At 52.9% G+C, this 22,758-nt stretch carries 18 protein-coding genes; 9 read left to right on the top strand and 9 right to left on the bottom strand.

The annotated features are described in order from the left end of the window. Positions 1-96: 96 nt before the first annotated feature. Complete coding sequence (locus ACYVC2_RS21965) at positions 97-324, bottom strand: hypothetical protein (RefSeq protein ID WP_461105751.1); 228 nt, start codon at positions 322-324, stop codon at positions 97-99. A gap of 185 nt (positions 325-509) precedes the next feature. Further along, the gene (locus ACYVC2_RS21960) at positions 510-1,055 is read right to left on the bottom strand and encodes an RNA polymerase sigma factor (RefSeq protein ID WP_461105749.1); all 546 of its coding nucleotides are present in this window, start codon (positions 1,053-1,055) and stop codon (positions 510-512) included. Between the two features lie 712 nt (positions 1,056-1,767). On the opposite strand from ACYVC2_RS21960, the gene ACYVC2_RS21955 reads away from it, so the two are divergent. The 5 genes from ACYVC2_RS21955 to ACYVC2_RS21935 are packed head-to-tail and all read left to right on the top strand — an operon-like array spanning position 1,768 to position 9,933. Then, entirely contained in the window at positions 1,768-2,988 is a 1,221-nt protein-coding gene (locus tag ACYVC2_RS21955; protein ID WP_461105747.1) for a sialidase family protein, read from the top strand. A 20-nt stretch (positions 2,989-3,008) separates the two neighbouring features. After that, positions 3,009-5,237, top strand: a complete 2,229-nt coding sequence (locus ACYVC2_RS21950) for a hypothetical protein (RefSeq protein ID WP_461105745.1) — start codon at positions 3,009-3,011, stop codon at positions 5,235-5,237. 44 nt (positions 5,238-5,281) lie between these two features. Beyond that, complete coding sequence (locus tag ACYVC2_RS21945) at positions 5,282-7,636, top strand: hypothetical protein (RefSeq protein WP_461105743.1); 2,355 nt, start codon at positions 5,282-5,284, stop codon at positions 7,634-7,636. Positions 7,637-7,654: 18 nt separating this feature from the next. Further along, the gene (locus ACYVC2_RS21940) at positions 7,655-8,518 is read left to right on the top strand and encodes a glycerophosphodiester phosphodiesterase (protein ID WP_461105741.1); all 864 of its coding nucleotides are present in this window, start codon (positions 7,655-7,657) and stop codon (positions 8,516-8,518) included. A gap of 38 nt (positions 8,519-8,556) precedes the next feature. Continuing rightward, the gene (locus ACYVC2_RS21935; protein WP_461105739.1) at positions 8,557-9,933 is read left to right on the top strand and encodes a purple acid phosphatase family protein; all 1,377 of its coding nucleotides are present in this window, start codon (positions 8,557-8,559) and stop codon (positions 9,931-9,933) included. Positions 9,934-9,962: 29 nt separating this feature from the next. On the opposite strand, the gene ACYVC2_RS21930 is transcribed toward ACYVC2_RS21935, so the two are convergent. Further along, entirely contained in the window at positions 9,963-10,955 is a 993-nt protein-coding gene (locus ACYVC2_RS21930; protein ID WP_461105737.1) for a GlxA family transcriptional regulator, read from the bottom strand. Between the two features lie 172 nt (positions 10,956-11,127). Here ACYVC2_RS21930 and ACYVC2_RS21925 point away from each other — a divergent pair, with 172 nt between their 5' ends. Next, on the top strand, positions 11,128-11,367 hold the full coding sequence (locus tag ACYVC2_RS21925; protein ID WP_461105735.1) for a hypothetical protein: 240 nt from the start codon (positions 11,128-11,130) through the stop codon (positions 11,365-11,367). Positions 11,368-11,421: 54 nt separating this feature from the next. On the opposite strand, the gene pgmB is transcribed toward ACYVC2_RS21925, so the two are convergent. After that, a complete protein-coding gene (pgmB, locus tag ACYVC2_RS21920) occupies positions 11,422-12,078 on the bottom strand; it encodes a beta-phosphoglucomutase (RefSeq protein WP_461105733.1) in 657 nt (218 codons plus the stop codon). Between the two features lie 76 nt (positions 12,079-12,154). Then, positions 12,155-14,029 (bottom strand): glycoside hydrolase family 13 protein, encoded by a 1,875-nt coding sequence (locus ACYVC2_RS21915; RefSeq protein ID WP_461105731.1) that lies wholly within the window; start codon positions 14,027-14,029, stop codon positions 12,155-12,157. A 134-nt stretch (positions 14,030-14,163) separates the two neighbouring features. On the opposite strand from ACYVC2_RS21915, the gene ACYVC2_RS21910 reads away from it, so the two are divergent. After that, a complete protein-coding gene (locus ACYVC2_RS21910; RefSeq protein ID WP_461105729.1) occupies positions 14,164-15,885 on the top strand; it encodes an alpha-amylase family protein in 1,722 nt (573 codons plus the stop codon). A 63-nt stretch (positions 15,886-15,948) separates the two neighbouring features. Then, positions 15,949-16,830 carry an N-acetylmuramoyl-L-alanine amidase-like domain-containing protein gene (locus ACYVC2_RS21905; RefSeq protein WP_461105727.1) on the top strand — a complete coding sequence of 294 codons (882 nt, stop codon included), beginning with the start codon at positions 15,949-15,951 and terminating at the stop codon, positions 16,828-16,830. Positions 16,831-17,498: 668 nt separating this feature from the next. Here the strand turns inward: ACYVC2_RS21905 and ACYVC2_RS21900 are convergent. Continuing rightward, positions 17,499-18,590, bottom strand: a complete 1,092-nt coding sequence (locus tag ACYVC2_RS21900) for a sensor histidine kinase (RefSeq protein WP_461105725.1) — start codon at positions 18,588-18,590, stop codon at positions 17,499-17,501. A 214-nt stretch (positions 18,591-18,804) separates the two neighbouring features. Here ACYVC2_RS21900 and ACYVC2_RS21895 point away from each other — a divergent pair, with 214 nt between their 5' ends. Beyond that, a complete protein-coding gene (locus ACYVC2_RS21895; RefSeq protein ID WP_461105724.1) occupies positions 18,805-19,167 on the top strand; it encodes a DUF1304 domain-containing protein in 363 nt (120 codons plus the stop codon). Positions 19,168-19,445: 278 nt separating this feature from the next. Here ACYVC2_RS21895 and ACYVC2_RS21890 read toward each other — a convergent pair whose 3' ends face one another. The 3 genes from ACYVC2_RS21890 to ACYVC2_RS21880 all read right to left on the bottom strand — a co-directional run bounded on the left by ACYVC2_RS21890 (position 19,446) and on the right by ACYVC2_RS21880 (position 22,706). Beyond that, on the bottom strand, positions 19,446-20,780 hold the full coding sequence (locus ACYVC2_RS21890; RefSeq protein WP_461105722.1) for an ammonium transporter: 1,335 nt from the start codon (positions 20,778-20,780) through the stop codon (positions 19,446-19,448). Positions 20,781-20,850: 70 nt separating this feature from the next. Next, positions 20,851-22,002 carry a porin gene (locus ACYVC2_RS21885; protein WP_461105720.1) on the bottom strand — a complete coding sequence of 384 codons (1,152 nt, stop codon included), beginning with the start codon at positions 22,000-22,002 and terminating at the stop codon, positions 20,851-20,853. A gap of 353 nt (positions 22,003-22,355) precedes the next feature. Further along, entirely contained in the window at positions 22,356-22,706 is a 351-nt protein-coding gene (locus ACYVC2_RS21880) for a 4Fe-4S dicluster domain-containing protein (RefSeq protein WP_461105718.1), read from the bottom strand. Positions 22,707-22,758 lie beyond the last annotated feature (52 nt).

The following is a 22,758-nucleotide window of genomic DNA, read 5'->3' as shown; positions in this document are numbered from 1 at the left end:
TACAGGTTCGCAGCAGATAACAGGTAAACGTTGTGTTCATCATTGACTAGTTCTAAGAAGTTCAACACAGAGATATGAGAGGTATAGGCAGGCAAATCAGGATTCGGGCCGGGTTGGGTCGAGCACTGGCGGTTCGGTCGCTTCGGGTTCGGGTGGGTGTTCGTGCTGTTCCAGTAATCTGAAGAAATACGATTCCAGAGCATCGGAATAAGCCCGCAACTCGTCTTCCTGGTGCAGGCCAGCCAGGAATTCGTTGAATTCTGCTTGTGATAGGTTATTATCGATCAGTCGATCAATCAGGTAGTTGCTGCGATTCCTGGCCATCACCGCTAACGTTTAGGCAGTTCGCTTATAGTACGGAGCCTGCCATCGAAAGGACTATCGGGCCGGGTGAAATTATTTTAAGCCGTAATTAAAGAGCATTAAAGCAAAGCAATTTGAGCAAACGAGAAGGGAACAACAGTATGACCCCACCGGGGCGGGGTCATACTAAGGCCGTTAAGACTACTTTATGCCAGTGTGAAATCAATTTTTTCGCGCAGAAGCTGCTTGGCTTTGACGAGCTGGTTTTTGACCGTATTCTTCGAAATGCGCAGCAACTCGGCAATTTCCTGATACGATTTGCCGCCTTCGATATTCAGGAGCAGGATCGTTTTACGCTTATCGGAGAGCGAATCGATGGCCGAATGCAGCGCTTTCAGGCGGGTTTCCTGGTCATCGGCTTCTTCGTTGACAGCGGTTTCCATTCGTTCCAGATAGCGCTGCCGAAGGGCCTGATTCTTTTCGACCTGCTTGAGGTAATCGAACGCCATGTTACGCAGGCAAGTGAACAGGTACGAACCGAAGTTGAGCTCCGGATTGATCAGGGCGCGTTTCTCCCAGATTTTGATAAACACGTCATGGACCATGTTCTCGGCCTCTTCCTGATCTTTCAGTAAAGAAACGCAGAACTTTAGCGCCGGAATCCGGTAGTGTCGGTACAGCGTTCCGAAAGCCGCCTGATCGCCCCGGATGACGTCGACAAGAACTTTGTTGAGTGAATACGTAAAGGCCATAAGCTAGCAGGATCTGGTGGGTAAATGAAGTAATCGGCAAAACAGAGATATAATAATTCAAAGAATTTTTATTACCATTTAAGCTATAAAATCGAAATAATATTTTGAAATTATAGCAATAAGCAATTTTTGGCTAATACCCCTAATACCTTTACCTTCTCCTGCCTTCAGGCCTGTAGCCAAAATTTTATTTCGCCATTGAACTTATATGAAAACAAATATAGAGTTTGTCATACAGGTCTATTTCGCACTTTGCGTAAAATAACCTTCTATTTGCGCAAAGCATTCTGATTTTACATTGGGATAATACCCACAGCCCTGAGCATTCTATTTCGGATTAATTATCAGGTAATTGGCTCCCCTTCCAACCGCCTGTTTTTAATAGTTTAATAATGATTTTTTCATAAACCGGTAAACCAACAGGTTTTCCGGTTTGCGTGAACGAACCGTTCGATTCACCTGATTATTTCCGCATTTCCCGATTCCGCATCGGTAAAATTTCTGCCTGTACGGATAGCCCGATAGCGGATGCGTGGCGTATTGTAACCAGACTAAGTGCTACCTGACGATAATTATTTTAACGACAGATAAAGCGCTGTTTCGTACGATCCCGCTGGAGCCGAAAGGTATAGGGTAGCGTCATGGTCTATACCTACTCGACCCAGCGGGGTCGTACGAAGTCGGGCAATTTTTCAGGAAGAACCTATTGACTATGCATCCGAAACATAAAGCGCGGCTGGCAAAACGACTGGGTATGCTGCTGGTATTCGTGTGCCGGTATCTGATCGGGCTCGCGCAGCCAGACCTACCTAACCCGGCTATTGTCCGCCAACAACTGATTTTCCCAGGACAGCCCAAACACGTGCACGGGAGCAGCATTGTTCATCTTTCCAACGGCGATCTGCTGGCGGTCTGGTTTTACGGCAATGGCGAACGCACCGCCGACGACGTTAAGATCATGGGCGCGCGGCTGCAAAAAGGGGCCAAAGCCTGGGGCGAACCATTTCTGATGGCCGACACACCCGGTCTGCCCGACTGCAACCCGGTGTTGTTTCTAAACCACGCCGGCAAACTGTTTCTGGTCTGGATTGCCGTTCAGGCGAACCAGTGGGAGTATTCCATTCTGCGCTACCGAACATCCACCGATTACCTGAAAAGCGGCCCGCCGGTCTGGAGCTGGCAGGACAATATCCTGCTTAAACCCGACGACCGATTCGCGCAGGAAATTACGGCCCGATTTAAGGAGCTACCCAGAAATACATCCGGCTGGGGCGGGTACGCAGCCCGCTACGACGACCAGATCAAAGAGGCCAGTCGCGATGCCGGCAAGCGGTGCATCGGCTGGATGACCCGCATTAAACCCATGCTGCTGGAGTCCGGTCGAATTGTGCTGCCGCTGTACTCCGACGGCTTCAACCTGTCGCTGATGGCCATTTCCGACGACGACGGGGCCAGCTGGCGACCGAGTCTGCCCGTCGTTGGGCGCGGACCGATTCAGCCCGCGCTGGTTCGACGAAAAAACGGACACCTGGTAGCGTTCATGCGCGACAGTGGCGACGAGCCGACGCGGGTTCACCGGAGCGAATCGGCCGACGGGGGCGAAAGCTGGACGGCAACGGTCAAAACCGACATCCCGAATACGGCGAGTGTCGAAGCGCTGGTGCTCAAGGATGGCCGCTGGGCGTTTCTGGGCAACGATGTCGACGATGGCCGGTACCGTTTCAGCCTCTATCTCTCCAGCGATGAAGGCCAGACCTGGGGCCAGAAAATCCGGATCGAAGATCACCCGCGCGACCAGGGTGGCTACTCGTATCCGTCGTTGATCCAAACCTCCGATGGCCTGCTGCACATGACCTATTCGCATCATCCCGACGGCAAAAACAAGTCCATCAAATACGTCGTCGTTGACCCTGCTAAACTGACCAGTAACTAGTATCTGATTTCCTAACTTCCATGCATCGCATTTGTACCCTGGCGATTTTCGTCATCTTTCTTACACATTTACAGCTGATTACGCAGGCGCAGTCGGTTTACCAGGATAAACCGTTCGATCAGCTCTACAGCGTTAAATTTTACCTGCCGAAGCCGGACCTCAGCCTGACCGGTCTGGCCTGCGATCGCAATGGCGTCATTCAGACGCTGTCGGCCGACGGCTTGTCGCAGCCAGCCAACGGTTCGTTTCTGTCACCCGGTACGCTCCTCCCCGACCGCCGGTACCGGTCTATGCAAACGATGCACATGGCCGCCCTGACAAATTACGACGGTCAGTTTGTCTACCTCGACAGCCGCACGGTAGTGAGCAATGCCTGGGCCGGAAAACTTTTGGCTGAACATCAGTTGCCCAAAGCGCGGCTGTTGGCCGGAGGAGCCGATTTTATGTTTCTTGTTTCGGACGGGAGCGCGCTGCATCTGCTGAAAGACAACAAGGTGATGTGGAAAGGCGCGGTTTCGGGCGATGAGATTATCGCCCTTCAAGCACAGCCCGACGCCAGTCTGTTCTGGCTGCTGGGCAAGAAATCGCTGTATACCCTTTCGGCCAAAGACCCTAAGCTGACGAAGGTTTTCGACGGAACAGGGTTTACCGCCTTTGCCGTACTACCCAGGGCACATAAGGTGGTCATCGGCACCGGCGACGGGTATCTCGAATTCGACATAGCCACGAAAAAACAGCTCGGTTCGCGCCACCTGAACCTGCCCTGCCCCGACATAACAACGGTAACCGACATAGCCGGGAAACTCTGGTTCGGCTCCAGCAACGGCGCATTCATGCAGCGCCCAGACGGCAAGTTCGACTACTACAATGGCGAACGCTGGCTCCCCGGCAATCAGGTGACGCAGATCGCGGCTGGCCCCAAAAATACGGTTCTGATCCTGACCACGGCGGGGCTGGCGAAGCTGGAAACCAAGGCCATGACCCTGGCCGAAAAAGCACAGTTCTACGACCAGCAGGTGCGAAATCGCCACATCCGCGATGGCTTCAATGCGTCGCTGGAGCGCATGGAGAAAGGGAATCTGGCGACAGGCTATCTGGATGATTCGGACAATGATGGTTTGTGGACGTCGATGTATCTGGCAGGCGAGATTTTCCGCTATGCCGTGACGAAAGATAAAAACGCCCTGCAAAATTGCCGCGAATCGCTCGACGCGATGGAACGCCTGTATACCGTAACACCCGTACCCGGCTTTCCGGCCCGGTCGTTTGAGCGGGCGGGGCTAATGGCGCAACTGCATGACCCGGAACGCTGGCAGCACTCGCCCCAACCCGACTGGACCTTTAAATCGACGACCAGCAGCGACGAAGTGATCGGGCATATCTTCGCGTTTGGGGCGATGGCCGAACTGGTGGACGACAAAGTCCTTCAGCGCCGGGCCGTTACGCTCATCGACACGCTGATGAGCCACATCATCAGCCATGACCTGTACCTGATCGATTTCGACGGTAAACCGACCATGTGGGGCAAATGGAATCCGACTTACGTGAATGCGTTTCCAACCAATGTCGGCGACCGAAAGCTGAACTCATCGAATATCATTGCCATGCTGCAAACGGCGTATCGGTTTACCAAAAAAGAAAAATACAAAGCCAAAGCCTTCGAACTGATGCAGAAGCAAGGCTACCTGGAAAACCTGATGCGCCCCATGAGCGTGATTGGCAAAGCCCCCGAAGACGCCGACGAGCACAGCAAACACATGTCCGATGGCTGGAACCACTCCGACGACGAGATGTATTTTGTGGGCTACTGGGGGCTGTACCGGTATGCCTTCAACGACACGCTCAAAGCCCAATTCAAAAAAGCCATCATCGACCACTGGGAGATCGAACGACCTGAAAAAGAAGGCGCCTGGAACATCTTTACGGCCTTGACCGGCACTAAAACCTTCGACCTGCCCGAGGCCATCTGGTACCTGCAGAAACACCCGCTCGACCTCATCGACTGGGAAATCATGAACAGCCAGCGCAAAGACATCGACCTGTTGCCCGAAAATTTCCGCAGGCAAACGACGAAAGAGGTGCTTCCGCCCAGCGAACGACCGATTCAGCGCCATAACGGTAACATGTTTGCCCTCGACCGGAAGCGCGGCAATGGTACGTCGGAGCACAGCGCGGGCGACATCTGGCTGCTTCCCTACTGGATGGGCCGGTACCTGGGTGTCATCAGTGCACCCGTCACCGGACGCTAATGTAGCCCGGATTGAAATCCGCATTTTCAGCCACATTGATGCAGATGAAAACTGGTACGCCAGCCCGGTGGTACGCCAGCCCGGTGGTACGCCAGCCCGGTGGTACGCCAGCCCGGTGGTACGCCAGCCCGGCCGCGCTATACCTCATCATGACTCAACCCTATCACCGTATGTGCGTACTCGTTCGAATATTGATTGTTTCGGTTCTTGTTCACACCATGGCTCTGGGGCAAAAAGCTGTCTATCAGGATGTGCCATATATGCAGGATTATAGCGTAAAATACTATCCTGCCGATAGCACGGTTCAGTTGAAAAGCGTCTGTACCGACCGCAATGGCGTGGTTCAACTGCTGTCGTCGAAAGGACTGCTCCGGCCGCGGGCGGGTCAGTTTCAGTATCCCGGCACATTGGAAACGGATCGATCGTACCGTCCGATGGCCGACCGGTCCTTAAAAGCGATGAGTTTGGTCGATCGGCAGTTTGTTTATCTGGACGATATAGCGGTGTTGAGCAATGCCTGGGCCGGAAAACTTTTTCTCAAACACGGCCTTCCCAACGCCCGCCTGTTCTGCGAAACGAGCCGCCCGGCAACGTTTGTAGTCTCGGACGGCATGCGCCTGAAAGCGGTTCGGCAGGATTCGGTGTTCTGGGAGGTTACCCTGAGCCAGGACCAGGTTAAAGCCCTTCGCTTCGACGCGGTTAGGAACCAGGTCTGGGTGCTGGGCGCTCATTCACTCAGCGTTATCAATGGGCAGACGGGTCAGTTGAAAACGGTTTTTCAACAACCGAACCTCACTTGTTTCGAACAAGCCCAGGGCAAAGTTTTCGTCGGCACGAAGGCGGGGTACATTACCCTCGATGCGGAAACCGGCAAACCCATCGGTGCACTTCAGACGAAGCTGCCCTGTCCGGAGCTGACCGCCATCGCCTTCGTTAACGATCAACTGTGGTTTGGCTCCAGCATGGGCGCTTTCATGCTGCGTCCGGACGGAACATTCAATTACTATTTCGGCGAACGCTGGTTTCCCGGCAAGGTGGTCACGACCATTACCGAAGGACCCGACAAAACCGTGCTGATTCTGACCGACAAGGGGTTAGGCGAGCTGCATTTCGAATCTATGACCCTACAGGAGAAGGCGCTCCGGTACGAAAAACAGGTTCGGCAGCGGCACATTCGTTACGGATTCAACTGCGACGAAGTACTGCTTAAAAACGGCGATCTGAGCACGTTTCAGCTAGGGCAGCGCGACAGTGATAACCTCTGGACGTCGATGTATCTGGTTAGCCAGCTCTTTCGCTACAAAGTAACGGGCGACCCGGAAGCCCGGCAGAACTGCCTCGAATCGTTCGAGGCTATGGAACGGCTCTTCACCCTGACGGGCATGGACGGCTTTTTCGGTCGGGGTTTCGAGCGTCGGGGTTATCATAAATTTGAAGCCAAAGCCTGGGATGGCGGCACGACCAACGGCTGGCACCACGCCAGCGACCCCGCCTGGGACTGGCGTGGGACCACCAGCAGCGACCAGACCGTCGGGCAAATGTTCTGTCTTACGCTCCTGGCCGAGCTAATGGATGGCGACGTCAAACAGCGGGCAATCCGGCTGATGGATGGTCTGATGACCAACATTATCCGGAACGACTGGTATCTGATCGATACAGACGGAAAACCTACGTTATGGGGCAAGTGGAACCCGGGTTACGTCAATGCGTTTCCGGTCAATGTCGGCGACCGGAAATTGAATTCCTCCAACATCATCGGTTTTCTGCAGGCGGCCTATCATTTTACGGGCAAACCGCTGTATAAACAGAAAGCGTACGAGCTGATGCAGAAACACGGCTATCTGGACAATCTGTTACGGCCGATCAGTGTGCTGGGCCACGCGCCTGCCAATGCCGACGAACACAGCAAACACATGTCTGACGGCTGGAACCACTCCGACGACGAGATGTATTTTCTGGCTTACTGGTGCCTTTACCCCTATGCATTCACGCCCGAACTGAAAGCGAAATACGGCGAGGCCATCGCCGATCACTGGCGGGCCGAACGCCCCGAAAAAGACGGACTCTGGAACCTGTGTTACGCCATGACCGGTGCCAACGACTTCGACCTGCCGGAGGTTGCCTGGTATTTACAGGAGTTTCCGCTGGACCTGATCGAATGGCCGATGCAGAACAGTCACCGCAAAGACCTGACGTTCGTACCGGAAAACTTTCGGGGGCAAACGACCCGTGAGGTGTTACCGCCCGACGAACGACCCGAACTCAAACACAATCGAAATCAATTTAATCTGGATCGTCGGACAAACGTGGTCAGTGAACTAAGCGCGGGCGATTCGTTTCTGCTGCCCTACTGGATGGGTCGGTATCTGGGCGTCATCAGCGGTCCGGCAAGTAAATAAGGGTTATTTTTTTATCCAATGAAGTACTTACTCTGGCGTTTCAATCTTCTGCTCGGCTCATTCCTGATTCATTTCGCTGCATTCAGCCAATCGACGGTGTCCGATTCTGTTACCTATTTTCGAGAGCACTTAGCCAGACACCACCGGCCGGGGGTTTCGGCACACCGAGGGTCGTCGGAAACGGCCCCGGAGAATACGCTGGCTACGTTCCGGGCGGTGTTGGCGCTGCAGGTCGATTATATTGAGATCGACGTTCGAACCACCAAAGACGGGCAACTGGTCATTCTGCACGATGGTTCGTTAAACCGGACCACGAACGGAGCGGGGCCTGTCAACGCTCAGCCGTTGAGCGAGCTGAATAAATTGTCGGCCGGCAAAGGGTTTCCCGACTCATTTCAGCAGGAGCGCATCCCGACGCTGGAAGACGTTTGCCGACTCCTGGCCAATTGGAACGCCCATCATTCGGCCAAAACGAACCTGTACGTCGACTGTAAGGATGTGGCCCCCGAGCCGCTGATTAACAATTTAATAACCTACGATCTGCTGAAAGATGCCGTTTTTTACGGCTCCGATCAAACCCTGCTGGCGCTGCAACAAATAGCGCCGACCGCCAAACTCATGCCCGCTCTGAAAAAACCCGAGGACCTTGCCGATAAAATTGCCCGGTTGCACCCCTATGCGTTCGACGTAAGCTGGCCTTTTCTGACCAAACCGATCGTCGACCAGATTCACCAGCATGGGGTAAAGGTATTTTCGGATCTGCTGGACGAGGCCGATTTGCCCGACCAATACTTGAAAGCTGCGCTAATCGGTGTCGATGTCATTCAGACAGATCACGTGCTGAAAGTTTATCGGACGTTGGGCGCTACGACGAAAAAGTAGTTCCCGGCAACATGCGTTCTGTTTAAAACCACCTATCCATGAAACGTCTTTTCGGTGCGGTTGCGCTGCTATTCATTCTGTTGTCCGCGAAAGCCCAAATCCATAAAGAGTATCCACCGACGGTTTATCCGGACCGGGTAATTCTGGGCTGGCAGGCGGCTCCGACAACCTCGCAGTCGGTCAACTGGCGGACAGACTCTACCGTGGCCAACGCCATTGGAGTCATTGCCGAAGCCGATCCTTCGCCCGATGTGGCGAGCAAAGCCACGACCGTTTCGGCGACAACCGAACGTATTCAGATCGACGGACGGACGGTTCTGTACCATTCCGTCCATTTCAACAACCTCAAACCAGCCACCAAATACAATTACCGCGTTGGCGATGGTACCCACTGGACCGAGTGGTTTCAGTTCCGAACCGCGCAGGCAGGTCCGGCGCCGTTTTCGTTCCTGTATTTCGGCGATGCCCAGAACGACATTCGCTCGCTCTGGTCGCGGGCCATCCGGGGCGCTTACTCGACCCTGCCCACGGTGAGTCTGATGATTCACGCGGGCGATCTGATCACAACGTCTAATGCCGACTGGCAGTGGGCCGAATGGTTCGAAGCGGGCGGGTGGATCAACGGCATGGTGCCCACTCTCGCTACGCCGGGAAACCACGAGTATTTTAAAGATGAGCAGGGAAAAACGCGGGTATCGCGCCATTGGCGGCCTTCGTTCGTGCTACCCCAGAATGGGCCAAAAGGGCTCGAAGAAACTGCCTATTTTTTTGATTACCAGGGCACGCGTTTTATCTCTCTGAACTCTCAGGCCGCCCTGCTCGACTCGACCGTGATGACCACCCAGGCCAACTGGCTCGTGCAGACCCTGACCGACAATCCCAACCGCTGGACCGTAGTGACGCACCACCACCCGATTTACTCGACGGCCAAAGGGCGCGATAACAACGAATGGCGGGAACGCATGGAGCCGATTTACCGGAAGTACCGCGTCGATCTGGTTTTGCAGGGGCACGACCATACCTACGGGCGGGGCCTGAACATGCCGCTGGGAAACAGCCGTAAACACCCGAACGGTCCTATTTACGTGGTGTCGGTGAGCGGTCCGAAAATGTACGATATTGGTTTGCAGGACTGGATGGACCGGGCGGCTTCGAACACCCAGCTCTATCAGACCATAACCATCGACGGCGATAAGCTATCGTATCAATCCTACACAGTGACGGGTGAGAAATACGATTCCTTTGCCCTGATCAAAAACGGCAAAGGCCAAAATACGCTCCTCGATCAGGCCCCCGCGCTGGATCCGGAACGACTCGACCTGCCGGTCGAATACCAGAAACGCTACACGCCCGATCAGCTGAACCAGTACCGCAACCGGTTTCAGGAATATAAAGCGCGCAAGCAGGCCAAGTGAGCGGATGTACACGGCCGCGATACAATAGCTCAAGCAAACTCAAACGTTTCGGTAATTTTGTTGTATTTATTTCGGTATTCGATGGGCGACAAGCCAGTGATTTTTTTGAAAATCATGCGGAATGCTTTGACGTCTGAATAACCGACATCATACATCACTTCACTTATATTTTTTCGGTTGGTTTCAAAGCTTTTTTTGGCGGCTTCAATTTTCACGCGCTGTACGTATTCGGTAACGGTATTGCTGGTTGCTTTTTTAAACCGACGTTCTAAATTTCGGCGACTCAATGCCAGCATATCGGCCAGTTGATCGACGGTTATTTTTTCCGGAAAATTTGCTTCGATAAAATCCTGTGCTTTTATAATTAAATCGTCTTTGTGCATTTTCTGTCCCTGAAAGATAATGAAAGGCGACTGACTGCTTCGGTCGATATCGATCATGAACGCTTTGGCGATCAGAATGGCGATATCACGACCCGCGTATTTTTCGACCAGATGCAGCAATAAATTCAGATATGAGTATGCCCCACCGCTGGTATATAGGCCGTCCTCTTCGGTCATGATTTTGTCATCTACCAGATTTACCTTCGGAAACATCGCTCTGAATTCGTTGGCAAACCGCCAGTGCGTTGCGCATTGCTTTCCGTTGAGCAAACCGGTTGTGGCCAGAAAAAAAGCACCGATGCAGAAGCTGGCCACCTCGGCTCCCTGCCGGTGCTGCTTCACAATCCAGGGAATCACTTCCTGGTTCGTGGTAGCCGCTGTTTGTGGATCGCCGAAAAGCGCAGGGATGATGATTAGATCAGTTTGTTCGATCTCCCGAAACGACCGGTCCGGATTGACCGTAAACAAACCGTTCCGCAGACTTTTTTCCCCGGAGATACCCACCAGTTGAATGGTAAAGATCGGCTCTTTACCCACCGCTTCCCGCAGGGCATTTACCTCGGAAAGTATCTGATACGTTCCTTCAATATTTGTCAGGCTAATATGGCCTTTCGGTACCAGAATCGATATATGCTTCATAACTCAAATATACAGAAAATCACTGCCGGAATCAACCCCTTTTTTTGACGCATTTTCCCCTAAAAAACCCTGACTTCCGGCGTAATTTTAAGCCGACAATTCGACAAAACTCAATTCGAATGAACGAAAATAGAGCCAGTCGATCAGGTGAATTTTACGAATGTCACTATCCATGAAAATACATAATCTTTCTGTCGGAATGATGGTAGAAGTGTTCAAAACTAACGTTCAGAATATGGACGTTTCGAAACGATTGATCCAAATACTTTTCGAACACATCCAGGCTGACCGAATCAGCTTCGATCTGGAAGATTGTGACCGGGTGCTACGGGTGGAAGGCCCACGCATCATACCGGCGCTCATCATCGATTTAGTCAATCGGCTTGGTTATCAGTGTGAGCTTCTGTTGTAAACCACAACCGGGGCTTGTGTTCGCACATAAGCACGAACACAAGCCCCGGTTGGCCTATCCATTACTTTTTTCGAGCACCTCATCGACCGTCAGGGCTTGCAGCGACGGCGCTACCAGATCGGCCTGTGCGAGCAGTTCGGGCGAGCCGAGACCCACCACAAACATACCACCCCGCTTACCGGCCTCGACCCCTGCTACGGCGTCTTCGAACACCACACACTCCGACGGGCGGACGCCCAGCTCATCCGCTCCTTTCGTGAACACTTCCGGATCGGGTTTCCCTTTGCTGATTTTGGTTCCGTCGATGATGGCATCGAAAGCGTCGGTCATACCGATACGCTCCAGAATCAGGGGTGCATTTTTACTGACCGACCCGAGCGCCGTCAGCAAACCGGCTTTTCGCACCTGTGCGAAGAACGTAGCCACGCCGGGCAGAATATCGTCGGAGGTCATCCGACTGACCAACTCCAGGTACCAGGTGTTTTTTCGGGCCGCCAGTTCCGTCTTTTCTTCGTCGGGTAAAGTCAGGCCACCGTGGGCCAGAATCAGATCGAGCGACTCAGTGCGGCTGACGCCTTTGAGCCGCTCGTTAAATTCTTCCGATATGTCGAATCCCAGGTCGTTTGCCAGGCGTTTCCAGGCCTGGAAATGATAAGTGGCAGTATCGACGATAACCCCGTCGAGATCAAATAAAAAGGCTTTTGTGGGCATACTACATTCCAGCGATTGAACGGCAAAAGTAGCCAGTCGGACCGGTTATCCCTACGATTCCGGAGATGGCAAGGGCTTATTTCTGCAACTCCAGTACCAGCGCGGTTTTGGCGGGTAGTCTGATCAGTTTCAGGTCCGACAGGTTTGTGTCGGTCAGCACGTTTCGCGCCGATGTGAAGCCATTCATACGTTCGGCAAAGCGGGCGGTATCGAGCGAAATTTCCTTGTCGTTGGTGTTGGTAGCCACCATTACGGTCTTGCTGCCGTCGTACCGGAAGTACACGTAGGTGCCTTCCTGCGGCAAAAACTGCATCAGCTTACCACTGTGCATGACCGGGTTATCGCGCCGGTAGGTGGCCAATTTTCTCACGAACAGAAACGCGTCATTTTCGCGGTCGGTCCGGCCAGCTGCTTCAAATTTGTTTTCTTTATCGCCAGGAAAACCGCCCGGAAAGTCGCGCCGAACCTCGGCATCCGACGGGTCTTTAAAATTCTTCATCAGGATTTCGGTGCCGTAGTACATAGACGGAATCCCACGCGTGGTCAGCAGCCAGGTCAGGCCGATCTTGTATTTGTCGTAATCCTCGCCAATAACCGACAGGTAGCGGTCGGTATCGTGGTTGTCCAGAAACGTTACCAGCTTGTTCGGATCGACATAAACGGCATCCTGCGCCAGCGCCTGATAGAACCGGTTGACGCCGTCGTCCCAGCTGAATTTCTGCTTCAGGGCGTCGTTCATGGACGCATACAGCACGAAATCCAGACCACCGGGCTGATTCGACTTAAACGGAAAATCGATTTTGTTGCGGGTGTAATACGCCTGGTCGACCACGTTGTTGACCCACGATTCGCCGAAAATGTGAATCTTCGGATATTGGTCCATCAGGGCCTGGTTGCAGCGGTTCATAAACAGCTGGTCATTATACATGTACGTATCGATCCGCCATGCATCCACCCCAAAATTTTCGACCGTCCAGAGCGCATGCTGAATCAGGAAATTCGCGACGAACGGGTTACTCTGGTTCAGGTCGGGCAGGAAGGGCACAAACCAGCCGTCGAGCGTGACCCGCCGGTCGCTTTCGGCCCCGTGCGGATCGGTAATTGGCTGGTATTTGTACGATGTGTTCGTGTACGTCGGCCACTGGTGCAGCCAGTCTTTGCTGGGCATGTCTTTGAGAAACCAGTGGTTGATGCCGACGTGGTTATAGACCGCGTCCTGCACCACTTTCAGACCGGCCGCATGCGCCTGTTTAACAAACGCTTTGTAGGCATCGTTACCACCTAGCCGCCGGTCGACGGCGTAATGATCGGTGAAGCCATAACCGTGGTAGGCCGAGCGCATCGACCCGCCTTCATTCGTCAGCGGCTGGTTGTTTTCCAGCACCGGCGTAAACCAGACGGCCGTCACGCCCAGGTCTTTCAGGTAATTGATGCGCTGGGCCGCTCCGATCAGATCACCCCCGTGCCGGTAGAACGGATTCGCCCGGTCGGCGTTGGGGTCGGCCATGTCGGCAAATTTGTCGTTACTGGGGTCGCCGTTGGCGAAGCGGTCGGGCATGGCCAGGTAAATAAAATCGGCCGAGGTTACCCCCTGCCCTTTCGGCGCATTGTCGCGGGCTTTCAGTTCGAACGGCTGCGTGAGCGTCTGACTGCCGCGTTTGCCCACCAGTTGAAGGGTGCCCGGTTTGGCTGCCGGAGAAATGACCAGATCCAGAAAAGCGAAATTCGGGTTCTCTACCGTATGCGTCTTCAGCAGTTGCACACCCGGATAGCGGAGGGTGTAGGCCAGCGTGCCCGCCCTGGGTCCGTAAACCATCAGCTGTAGTTTCGGGTTCTTCATACCAACCCACCAGTTAGTAGGATTGACCCGCTGAATCTGCACCGGCTGGGCCAGCCCAGGCCCAAGGGTTACCAGCAGGCCGATCAGGGCATTAATCGTAATTTTTCTCATTTGTAGGTTGAGGGTAAAATGGGTCATGGCTGGCAGGCTAAAAATAATGCAACAAGAACGCGAAAATAACCCACGATTATCGAAAAAAAAGGGCCTAGTTTTGTGAGGCTTTCTAACTGAATTCGTTTGAGCGCATGTATAACGCATCTGTTGTTCCGGTGACGGACAAACTGATCATTTATCAGATTTTCACCCGGTTATTTGGTAATCAGAACACGACTAACCGGTATTATGGTAGCCGGGACGAAAACGGGGTCGGTAAATTCAACGACATCAACGATGCAGCCCTGCGCTCGATCCGGCACTTCGGCGCGTCGCACGTCTGGTACACAGGTATCATCGAGCACGCGACGCAGACGGATTACTCCGCCGATGGTATTCGGCCCGACAACCCCAGTGTGGTAAAAGGAAAAGCCGGATCGCCCTACGCCGTTAAAGATTACTACGATGTCGATCCTGACCTGGCTGTGGATGTGCCGAACCGAATGGCCGAGTTCGATGCGCTGGTGCAGCGTACGCACGCACATGGTCTGAAGGTGATCATCGATTTTATTCCGAACCACGTAGCCCGTCAGTACCAGTCCGACGTCAAACCTGCTGGGGTTGTCGACCTGGGCCAGAACGATGATACCTCCGTTGGTTTCTCGCCGTCCAATAATTTTTACTACCTGCCAGGCGAATCGTTCGTGTCGCCCAATCCGATCCTTGAGGGCAATCAGGCTCCCTATGAAGAATTCCCCGCCAAGGTTACCGGAAGCGGCTCCATCACCGCAGCACCCGAGATCGACGACTGGTACGAAACGATCAAGATCAACTACGGCGTCAATGTGTTCGACGGCAGCCGCCACTTCGACCCGACTCCGGCCACCTGGCACCAGATGCTCGATATTCTGCTTTTCTGGGCCGACAAAGGCATCGACGGGTTCCGTTGCGACATGGCCCATTACGTGCCGCTCGAGTTCTGGCGGTGGGCCATCAGCCGGGTAAAGAAGCGCTATCCGCGTATTCTTTTCATCGCTGAAATTTATGAACCCTGGAACTACCGATCCTACATTTTTGAGGGCGGCTTCGATTACCTCTACGATAAAGTGGGCTTGTACGATTCGGTCCGGGAGCTGATGGAAGGCGACGGCTCGTGCTACAACCTCACGCGGGTATGGCAGCAGGAATCCGGCGACTTTTCGCAGCACATGCTCCGGTTTCTGGAAAATCACGACGAACAGCGGATTGCCTCCCGCTTCTTCGCCGGCGACCCCTGGGCAGCTATTCCGGGCATGACCCTCACGGCCACCATGCACACGGGCCCTGTTCTGATTTATTTCGGTCAGGAAGTGGGCGTCAAAGCCGAAGGGATCGAAGGGTTCAGTGGCGACGACGGACGTACCACCATTTTCGACTACTGGGGTTTGCCACGCTGGCAGGGCTGGCTCAACGGGGGGCAGTACGACGGTGGTACGCTAACCGACGACCAGCGCAACCTGCGGGCGTTTTATCATCAGTTGAATCACCTCGTCAACGGGTCCGATGCCATTCAGAACGGCTACTTCTACGACCTGCAATACGTTAATGACAGCGGACAGAGCCCGGGCTACGATGCGCACCGGCTTTACAGCTACCTGCGGTACACCGACCGTCAGAAACTGCTGATCGTTTGCAACTTTTCGAATCAGTTTACCTACGACACGACCGTACGGATTCCCGATTCTGCCTTTGCAGTTATGGGGCTGGACGCGAGTCGGCCGTATCGATACACCGATATTTTCCTGACGGATACCGAGCTGGAAGCCGTCGGCGTTGCTGGGGTTCCGCTTGTCTTGCCACCCCGAAGCGTTCGTGTACTCGAAATTAAATCGTAGCTTTAGTTTACCTTTTTCCCGGTGGTCCGTCTAGAGACCATGGTCTAAAGTACCCACCTATCTATGCGTAACCGATTTACCGGATTTTTTCTGCTCCTGCTGGTTGCTTTCAGCGGGCGGGCACAGGATACTCTTACGATTACAGCTTTGCGGTCTTTAACCCTCGCCGAAGGCAAAACCCCTGCCGAAACGGCGGTTATGCTGGGCAGACAGCTGCTGGGCAAACCATACGTGCCTCACACGCTCGATGTAAATCCGACGGAGCAGTTGATTGTCAATCTCCGTGAATTCGATTGCACGACTTACGTGGAAACTACGCTGGCCCTGGCCCTGGCTTGCCACGACGTGCCCGATAAGCAAAACACGCTACTTTTCGAAGAATCCTTTCGTAAGTATCTGACCCGGCTTCGTTACCGGGATGGCCGGATTGACGGCTACGTTAGTCGCCTGCATTACTTTTCCGACTGGCTGCGCGATAACGAGCGCAAAGGGTTGGTGGCCGATGTGACTCACGAAGTACCAGGAAATATTTCGGTTGCCAAACCAGTGTCGTACATGACGACGGCTACCTACAAATACCCCAAATTAATCGATCCGGCCATTTTCAGGCAGATTGCCCAGACCGAAGCCTCGCTGAGTCAGCTGTCGTTTTCGTTTATTCCCAGCAAAAACATTGCCCAGGCCGAAGCACAGCTGCGCGACGGCGATATTATCATGCTGATGGCCGCCCGTCCGGGGCTGGACATGAAACACGTTGGGCTGGCCATACGGCAACCCGACGGTCGTGTTCACCTTATGCATGCCTCCTCCGATCTGGGTGAGGTTATGATTTCGTCCGCTACGCTGAGCGATTACCTGCTCTGGCATAAAAACATGTCGGGTATCCGCGTGGCCCGGCTACGACCCGCCAATGTACTGGAAGCGTCGGCCGTGAATGGCAAATAATCCGGCCGACCCTACTTATTACCGATGCAAGCACTCGTGGTAATCGTGGATGCCGTGACCGATTGCGGGATTAGAAAAACATACCATTGCCTAATCAATCTTTTGTGACTTTATTGAAGCATTTACCTACCGTTTAGTTAATAATTACAAAAAAAAGTGTCCTTTCAGCGCAGCCACAGTCTATGGCATAAATTAACGTTCTGTGCGATGGGAGAAATGAAGCGAGAGGTAAAAACCAGGAAATAAACTACAGCTGCGCGTCCGGCCGTCAGGGATCGATAAGGCAGGCCGATCACATCCCAACCGTCTATATGACAACTTCCATACCCCTGCGTGTGATCGATGCGGGGCTAAGCAGTTTCTGAGTCAGCACTATCCGCAACACCGGGTCGGCTAAGTTCGCCACTGGCTTTGGCTGTATTAAACAAAAAAGCCGGGCTGCAGAACAGCCGGGCTTTCCGATTCTATCCACACCATTTTGGCTGCTCAGACCGAGTCTGTAGCAGCCAACGAAAGCAGTTGCCCGCTTTCTGTCTTCGTAACAAAGTGACCACAAACTTTGTTACGGCCTGTCGGGAATCTTAAGTTGAAAAAAGTCGAAAAACGTACACCAACGATTTATAGTGATAAACCGGTCGCGGATAAGCCTGGCTTAAGCTCAACCGGTTTCAGGCATGCAGCGGCAGAATAACGGTAAACTGAGTCTCCGTTTCCACTACGATCGGATGGGGCAGGCGCAGCATCTGATACTTTGCCACAATGTTGGCCAACCCAACTCCGTTCGATAGGACCCGACTGGTTTTACGCTGCAATGTATTACTGACCAGCAGCCGCCCCTGCGTGTCGATGGTAATCTGAATCGAAAGCGGGCGTTTTACCGAAGCTACGTTGTGCTTGACCGCATTTTCTACCAGAAGCTGAAGCGTCAAAGGTGGCAACTGGTACGATAAATACGCGTCATCAATCGCGACGTCCAAATGCAGAGCCGGTCCATACCGGGTTTGTAACAGATGGTAGTAGGCGTTCATAAACTGTAGCTCAGCCTCCAGCGTAGTCAGATGATCCTGGTTGGCCCGTAGCAGGTAACGATACACCTCGCTGAGCTTGTCGACGAACGTTTCGGCCTGCTTTGGATCTTCGCTGATCAGCGAGGATAGGGAGTTGAGGGAATTAAACAGAAAGTGTGGATTGACGTGCTGCTTGAGCGCATCGAGCTGACTCTGGAGGTGAGCTGCCCGGAGTTCTTCCCGCTCCTGTTCGGCCTGTTTCAGGCGGTTTCGGTAAGCGGAGGAGTCCTGCGCAAAGAACAGCAGGCCATAGACAGACATGATGAACAGAGTATACTGAATCGCATACAGCACATCGAAGCCATAGAAAAACAGCTTTATCGTCCAGTTATTGAGGGTAATGCTCAAGGCTTTGTCATTGCTGATATAATCCGTCAGTGATCCATGCATAGCCGCAAATTCTATGGCATCCAGCAACCAGGAGAGCAGCACGGTCGCAACGACACAACTCAGAAAGGTCAGCCCTAACCGCTTAATTGTCTGGCGTTTTGCTGGCCAGAAGGCTTTGTACCGTAAAATGATTGCCCGGTTCAGGTGCCAGGTGGCGACGATTGATCCTACGCCCAGCAGGAATTTTATAAAAACCATTCCTGTCAGCGGCTGACGATAAAAGCTATCGACCGCCACTGAAAGCACTACTAGCACTACTATTCCGATGATGCGCAGCCATTTATCGTTGACGTAGTAGCTCATTCTTTTTTTATACTGCACGTAGGTTGTCGGAATATAGCTGGCTTGCGGAGTTCACTATGATTGGTTTTTTGCCAGGATTGACCGGATGAGCCGGTTTTTTCAGGCGGTCCACTCCTGTTCATCCGGCCGATCCCATCGAAAATAAAAGCCGATCCGTTGTAAGTTTACAGGAATTACGTCGTGTATGCTCAAACCATTTACTAGCCGGTAACCTATGAACCTTATCACTACTGGTCTGATTGGCCTCGTTGCCCTCGAACACCTCTACATTCTGTGGCTGGAAATGTTTGTCTGGACAACCCGGGGGCGAAAAACCTTCAAATCCCTTCCGCCCGACCTGTTCGAGCCCACCAAATCGCTGGCTGCCAACCAGGGATTGTACAACGGCTTTCTGGCTGCCGGTCTGCTCTGGTCGCTGCTGATTCAGGACCCGGTCTGGCACACTAATGTAGCCTGTTTCTTTCTCGGCTGTGTTATTGTTGCCGGTGTATTCGGTGCCCTGACGGCCCAGAAATCAATTTTTTACGTGCAGGCGCTCCCCGCCATTGTCGCTTTGCTGGCCGTTCTGCTTACGTAAACTGGCCAGCATCGGGTTGCCTGGCCGGCTTAAAAGAATTTGGTACAGTCCTGGGCACGATGTCCTGCAATCAGCCCAAAAATAGGAAACCGCTCCCAAGTGGGAACGGCTCCATAAGTACAACAAAACCACAGATAAAGCTGCCAGACGTAGGGCCAGACAGGTGTCTGTGGCTCTGTTGATGGTTGATAAATAATGGATAATGTACAATGAATAATGGATGACGGCTGAAGATAGTACGCTCTCAACACGCTACATTATTCATTGTACAGTTAAAATTAAGCTTCGATGAGGAACTCGTCGTGCTGGCTGATATCCAGACCTTGTTTCTCGTCTTCTTCCGTTACGCGGAGCGGCAGAATCAGGTCGGTCACTTTCAAAAGAACGTACGACATGACGAAGGCAAAGACCGATACGGCGACCAGCGCAATCATGTGGTTGACGAACAGGGTCGTCTGACCGAACGCCAGCCCTTCGTCGACAACCGCCGAGTTAACCCCTTTGCTAGCGAAGATTCCCGTCATGACCATACCGACCATACCACCTACACCGTGGCAGGGGAATACGTCCAGCGTATCGTCCAGCGTCGACTTCGAGCGGAGGTGAGCGATGTAATTCGAAATCATGGCACCAACCGTACCGATGAAAATCGACGTCGGGATCGTAACGAACCCAGCGGCTGGCGTGATGGCAACCAACCCGACGACTGCACCGATACAGAAACCAAGCGCCGACACTTTTTTACCTTTGGCTGCATCGAACAATACCCAGGCCAGACCAGCTGCTGCCGCTGCCGTATTGGTGGTAGCAAAGGCCGAAGCAGCCAGGGGCGAAGCGCCTACTGCCGAACCAGCGTTGAAACCAAACCAGCCGAACCACAGCAGACCCGTACCCAACAGTACAAATGGAATGTTGGCGGGTGGGAAGTAGCTGGCTTCGAGGTGCGACTTCCGGCGCTTCAGATACAACGCGCCGGCCAGAGCAGCCCAGCCCGCCGACATGTGTACAACCGTGCCACCCGCAAAGTCGAGAACGCCCAGTTTAAACAGAATACCTTCCGGATGCCAGGTCATGTGCGCCAGTGGAGCGTATACGAACAGGCTGAACAGGATCATGAACAGCACGTACGAACGGAAGTTGATACGTTCGGCCATCGACCCCGTAACCAGTGCTGGCGTAATAACCGCGAACTTCAGCTGGAAAAATGCGAAGACAACCAGCGGAATGGAAGCCGCCAGCGACCAGGGCTTACCGTCCAGCACTCCTTTGAACATGAAGTGGTCCATCGGATTGCCTACGAATCCCCCGATCGAAGAACCGAAAGCAAGGCTAAACCCAACAACAACCCACAGTACACTGATTACGCCCATAGCTACGAAGCTTTGCAGCATGGTCGAGATAACGTTTTTGTTGTTCACCATGCCGCCGTAGAAATAAGCCAGGCCAGGAGTCATCAACAGAACAAGCGCGGTCGCCATCAGCATCCAGGCGGTATCGCCCGAATTGATGCCTTCGGTCACGATTTGGGTCGGTACTCCATTGAAGCCAGGCAGAACGCCAAGTACGGCAACAATAAGTAACATGATAAGGGGGATGTAACTGGGCTTTTGCATGATATTCGAGAGGTTTTTTGTTGTACTGATGTTAAGAAATTTGGGTTAAGCAAGCGGTGAATATTCTGAATTAAAACTTGAAGATGGCGGCCATGCCAAGCGTAGCCTGCGACTTGGTCAGAGAACCATCATTTTTCTCGAACTTGTTGGCCGAGTAGCTATCGACCCGAAATTCAGGCTTCAGCAGCACGTGTCCGTCGCCGGCGGTGATGTTGCCTGTGATCGTGATGGAGTTGACACTGGCTCCGTTACCGGCAGCGTCGGTCAGCGCCCGCACGTTGTTTTTATTGTCGAAGGTTTCGTAGCGGATTCCGAGCCCGAATTTGTCGGTGAAAGCGAAGTTGGCGTAACCGGCAACACCACCCCAGCTTTTCGCCGTAGCGGGTCCGCTAACGCCCTGGTAGCTGCCCTTCTGCGAACCCGTAGCTGCGTTTAGCCCCAGCATGAATTTCGACGTGATCTGGTAGGTCGTCGTCAGGTCGTAGAGCTGGTAGTTCGAGCTGCCGGCATCGGTTGCGTCTTCCATGGCTTCGTTCGAGGTAATCCCGTTCAGGTATACATTCCAGCCCGCTACCGGCGAGAAAAAGAACTGCCCGATAATGCCTTTCTTCTTGTTGTTGTCGAACAGATTGTCGACGTTATTGACCAGCCCCACCATCAACGAAGCCCGGTCGCTGAACGCGTACTGTGCTTTCAGGCCGATGTGATAGAAGGGACCGTTGTTGAAGAGGTTCGAGAGCGAGTAGTTGTAATTGACCGGTGCATCGATGACTTCGTAGCCGATGTGCGTACCGAACTGACCGGCCGTAAAGGATAATTTAGGCGTCGCTTTAAAGACGATGTACGCCTGTTTGATGGCTAACGACGTCGAGCCGGCTGTACCAAGGGGACCAATGTTATTCCCGTAGTTTCCCAGATCAGCAAATGGACCGAAGGTCAGGTCCATCACGGCATCTACCTTGTCGGAAGTGTAGGTAGCCTTGGCCTGAATCAACCCGATTCCAAACTGACCGGCCCGCTGGTCGAACGCCCGGGCATTGCCCACTCCGGAACCGTTTAACCCCAGGTTCGACTGACTTTTGGGATTATTAAAGTTGCCAAAATAGTAGGTGTCCATGTAGCCCGAGAACGTGAATTTGCCGGGCGTAACGGCAGTAGAATCCTGTGCCTGAACAGCAGCACCAATAAACAAAGAACTAAGAAGTAAAAATGTTTTTTTCATAATAATAATTTGGCGGGAACTAACTTTAGCAGTGGTTGTACTTCGTGACAAATTTTGTTCAAAAAATTATCCTGCGCAAGACTCAACCCTAAATAATTATGTGTTTTCCCTATTTTTAGTTATAATTATTGAAATATTACTATTAGTTCAGCCTTAAATGCTCAAAATTCAATTAATAAATTATTTTATAATAAATTTGGCTTCACTCCTGTTTGACAGAATTTTATTTTTTATGATAAGTTACTGTTTTTACCCTTGAATCAAAGGGATTCGCTCCGTTTCGCCCAAAAACACAAAGCCCGATCAGTCTGCTGATCGGGCTTTGGCAACTTCGGAAAGAATGAGTAACTGGCTTAGGCTTCGGCGTGGAGCCAGGCTTTCTTAGCTAATAAGGTATCTTCCTCTTCCTCGTGGTCGGGGTCAGGAACGCAACAGTCGACCGGACAAACGGCCGCACACTGGGGCTCTTCGTGAAAGCCTACGCACTCGGTACACTTATCGGATACGATGTAATAAAATTCATTCGAAACGGGCGTCTGGGGCGCTTTGCCACTCACAACCGTACCGTCGCCGAAATCGACTTCGGTCAGTTCGGTTCCCCCGCCCCAGGTCCATTCAACCCCGCCTTCGTAGATGGCTGTATTGGGGCATTCGGGTTCGCAGGCACCACAGTTGATGCACTCATCGGTAATCATGATTGCCATGAGCAGTTCTGATTTATATACGCTAAAAGTATGTCTTTATGAATTGGACAAC

The organism is Spirosoma koreense (assembly GCF_054777875.1).
This window is presented reverse-complemented; position numbering and strand designations above follow the sequence as displayed.

Bases quoted from the DNA above. Each gene is read 5' to 3' on its own strand.
- ACYVC2_RS21965 (WP_461105751.1), bottom strand. From the start codon at position 324: ATGGCCAGGAATCGCAGCAACTACCTGATTGATCGACTGATCGATAAT.
- ACYVC2_RS21960 (WP_461105749.1), bottom strand. From the start codon at position 1,055: ATGGCCTTTACGTATTCACTCAACAAAGTTCTTGTCGACGTCATCCGG.
- ACYVC2_RS21955 (WP_461105747.1), top strand. From the start codon at position 1,768: ATGCATCCGAAACATAAAGCGCGGCTGGCAAAACGACTGGGTATGCTG.
- ACYVC2_RS21950 (WP_461105745.1), top strand. From the start codon at position 3,009: ATGCATCGCATTTGTACCCTGGCGATTTTCGTCATCTTTCTTACACAT.
- ACYVC2_RS21945 (WP_461105743.1), top strand. From the start codon at position 5,282: ATGAAAACTGGTACGCCAGCCCGGTGGTACGCCAGCCCGGTGGTACGC.
- ACYVC2_RS21940 (WP_461105741.1), top strand. From the start codon at position 7,655: ATGAAGTACTTACTCTGGCGTTTCAATCTTCTGCTCGGCTCATTCCTG.
- ACYVC2_RS21935 (WP_461105739.1), top strand. From the start codon at position 8,557: ATGAAACGTCTTTTCGGTGCGGTTGCGCTGCTATTCATTCTGTTGTCC.
- ACYVC2_RS21930 (WP_461105737.1), bottom strand. From the start codon at position 10,955: ATGAAGCATATATCGATTCTGGTACCGAAAGGCCATATTAGCCTGACA.
- ACYVC2_RS21925 (WP_461105735.1), top strand. From the start codon at position 11,128: ATGAAAATACATAATCTTTCTGTCGGAATGATGGTAGAAGTGTTCAAA.
- pgmB (WP_461105733.1), bottom strand. From the start codon at position 12,078: ATGCCCACAAAAGCCTTTTTATTTGATCTCGACGGGGTTATCGTCGAT.
- ACYVC2_RS21915 (WP_461105731.1), bottom strand. From the start codon at position 14,029: ATGAGAAAAATTACGATTAATGCCCTGATCGGCCTGCTGGTAACCCTT.
- ACYVC2_RS21910 (WP_461105729.1), top strand. From the start codon at position 14,164: ATGTATAACGCATCTGTTGTTCCGGTGACGGACAAACTGATCATTTAT.
- ACYVC2_RS21905 (WP_461105727.1), top strand. From the start codon at position 15,949: ATGCGTAACCGATTTACCGGATTTTTTCTGCTCCTGCTGGTTGCTTTC.
- ACYVC2_RS21900 (WP_461105725.1), bottom strand. From the start codon at position 18,590: ATGAGCTACTACGTCAACGATAAATGGCTGCGCATCATCGGAATAGTA.
- ACYVC2_RS21895 (WP_461105724.1), top strand. From the start codon at position 18,805: ATGAACCTTATCACTACTGGTCTGATTGGCCTCGTTGCCCTCGAACAC.
- ACYVC2_RS21890 (WP_461105722.1), bottom strand. From the start codon at position 20,780: ATGCAAAAGCCCAGTTACATCCCCCTTATCATGTTACTTATTGTTGCC.
- ACYVC2_RS21885 (WP_461105720.1), bottom strand. From the start codon at position 22,002: ATGAAAAAAACATTTTTACTTCTTAGTTCTTTGTTTATTGGTGCTGCT.
- ACYVC2_RS21880 (WP_461105718.1), bottom strand. From the start codon at position 22,706: ATGGCAATCATGATTACCGATGAGTGCATCAACTGTGGTGCCTGCGAA.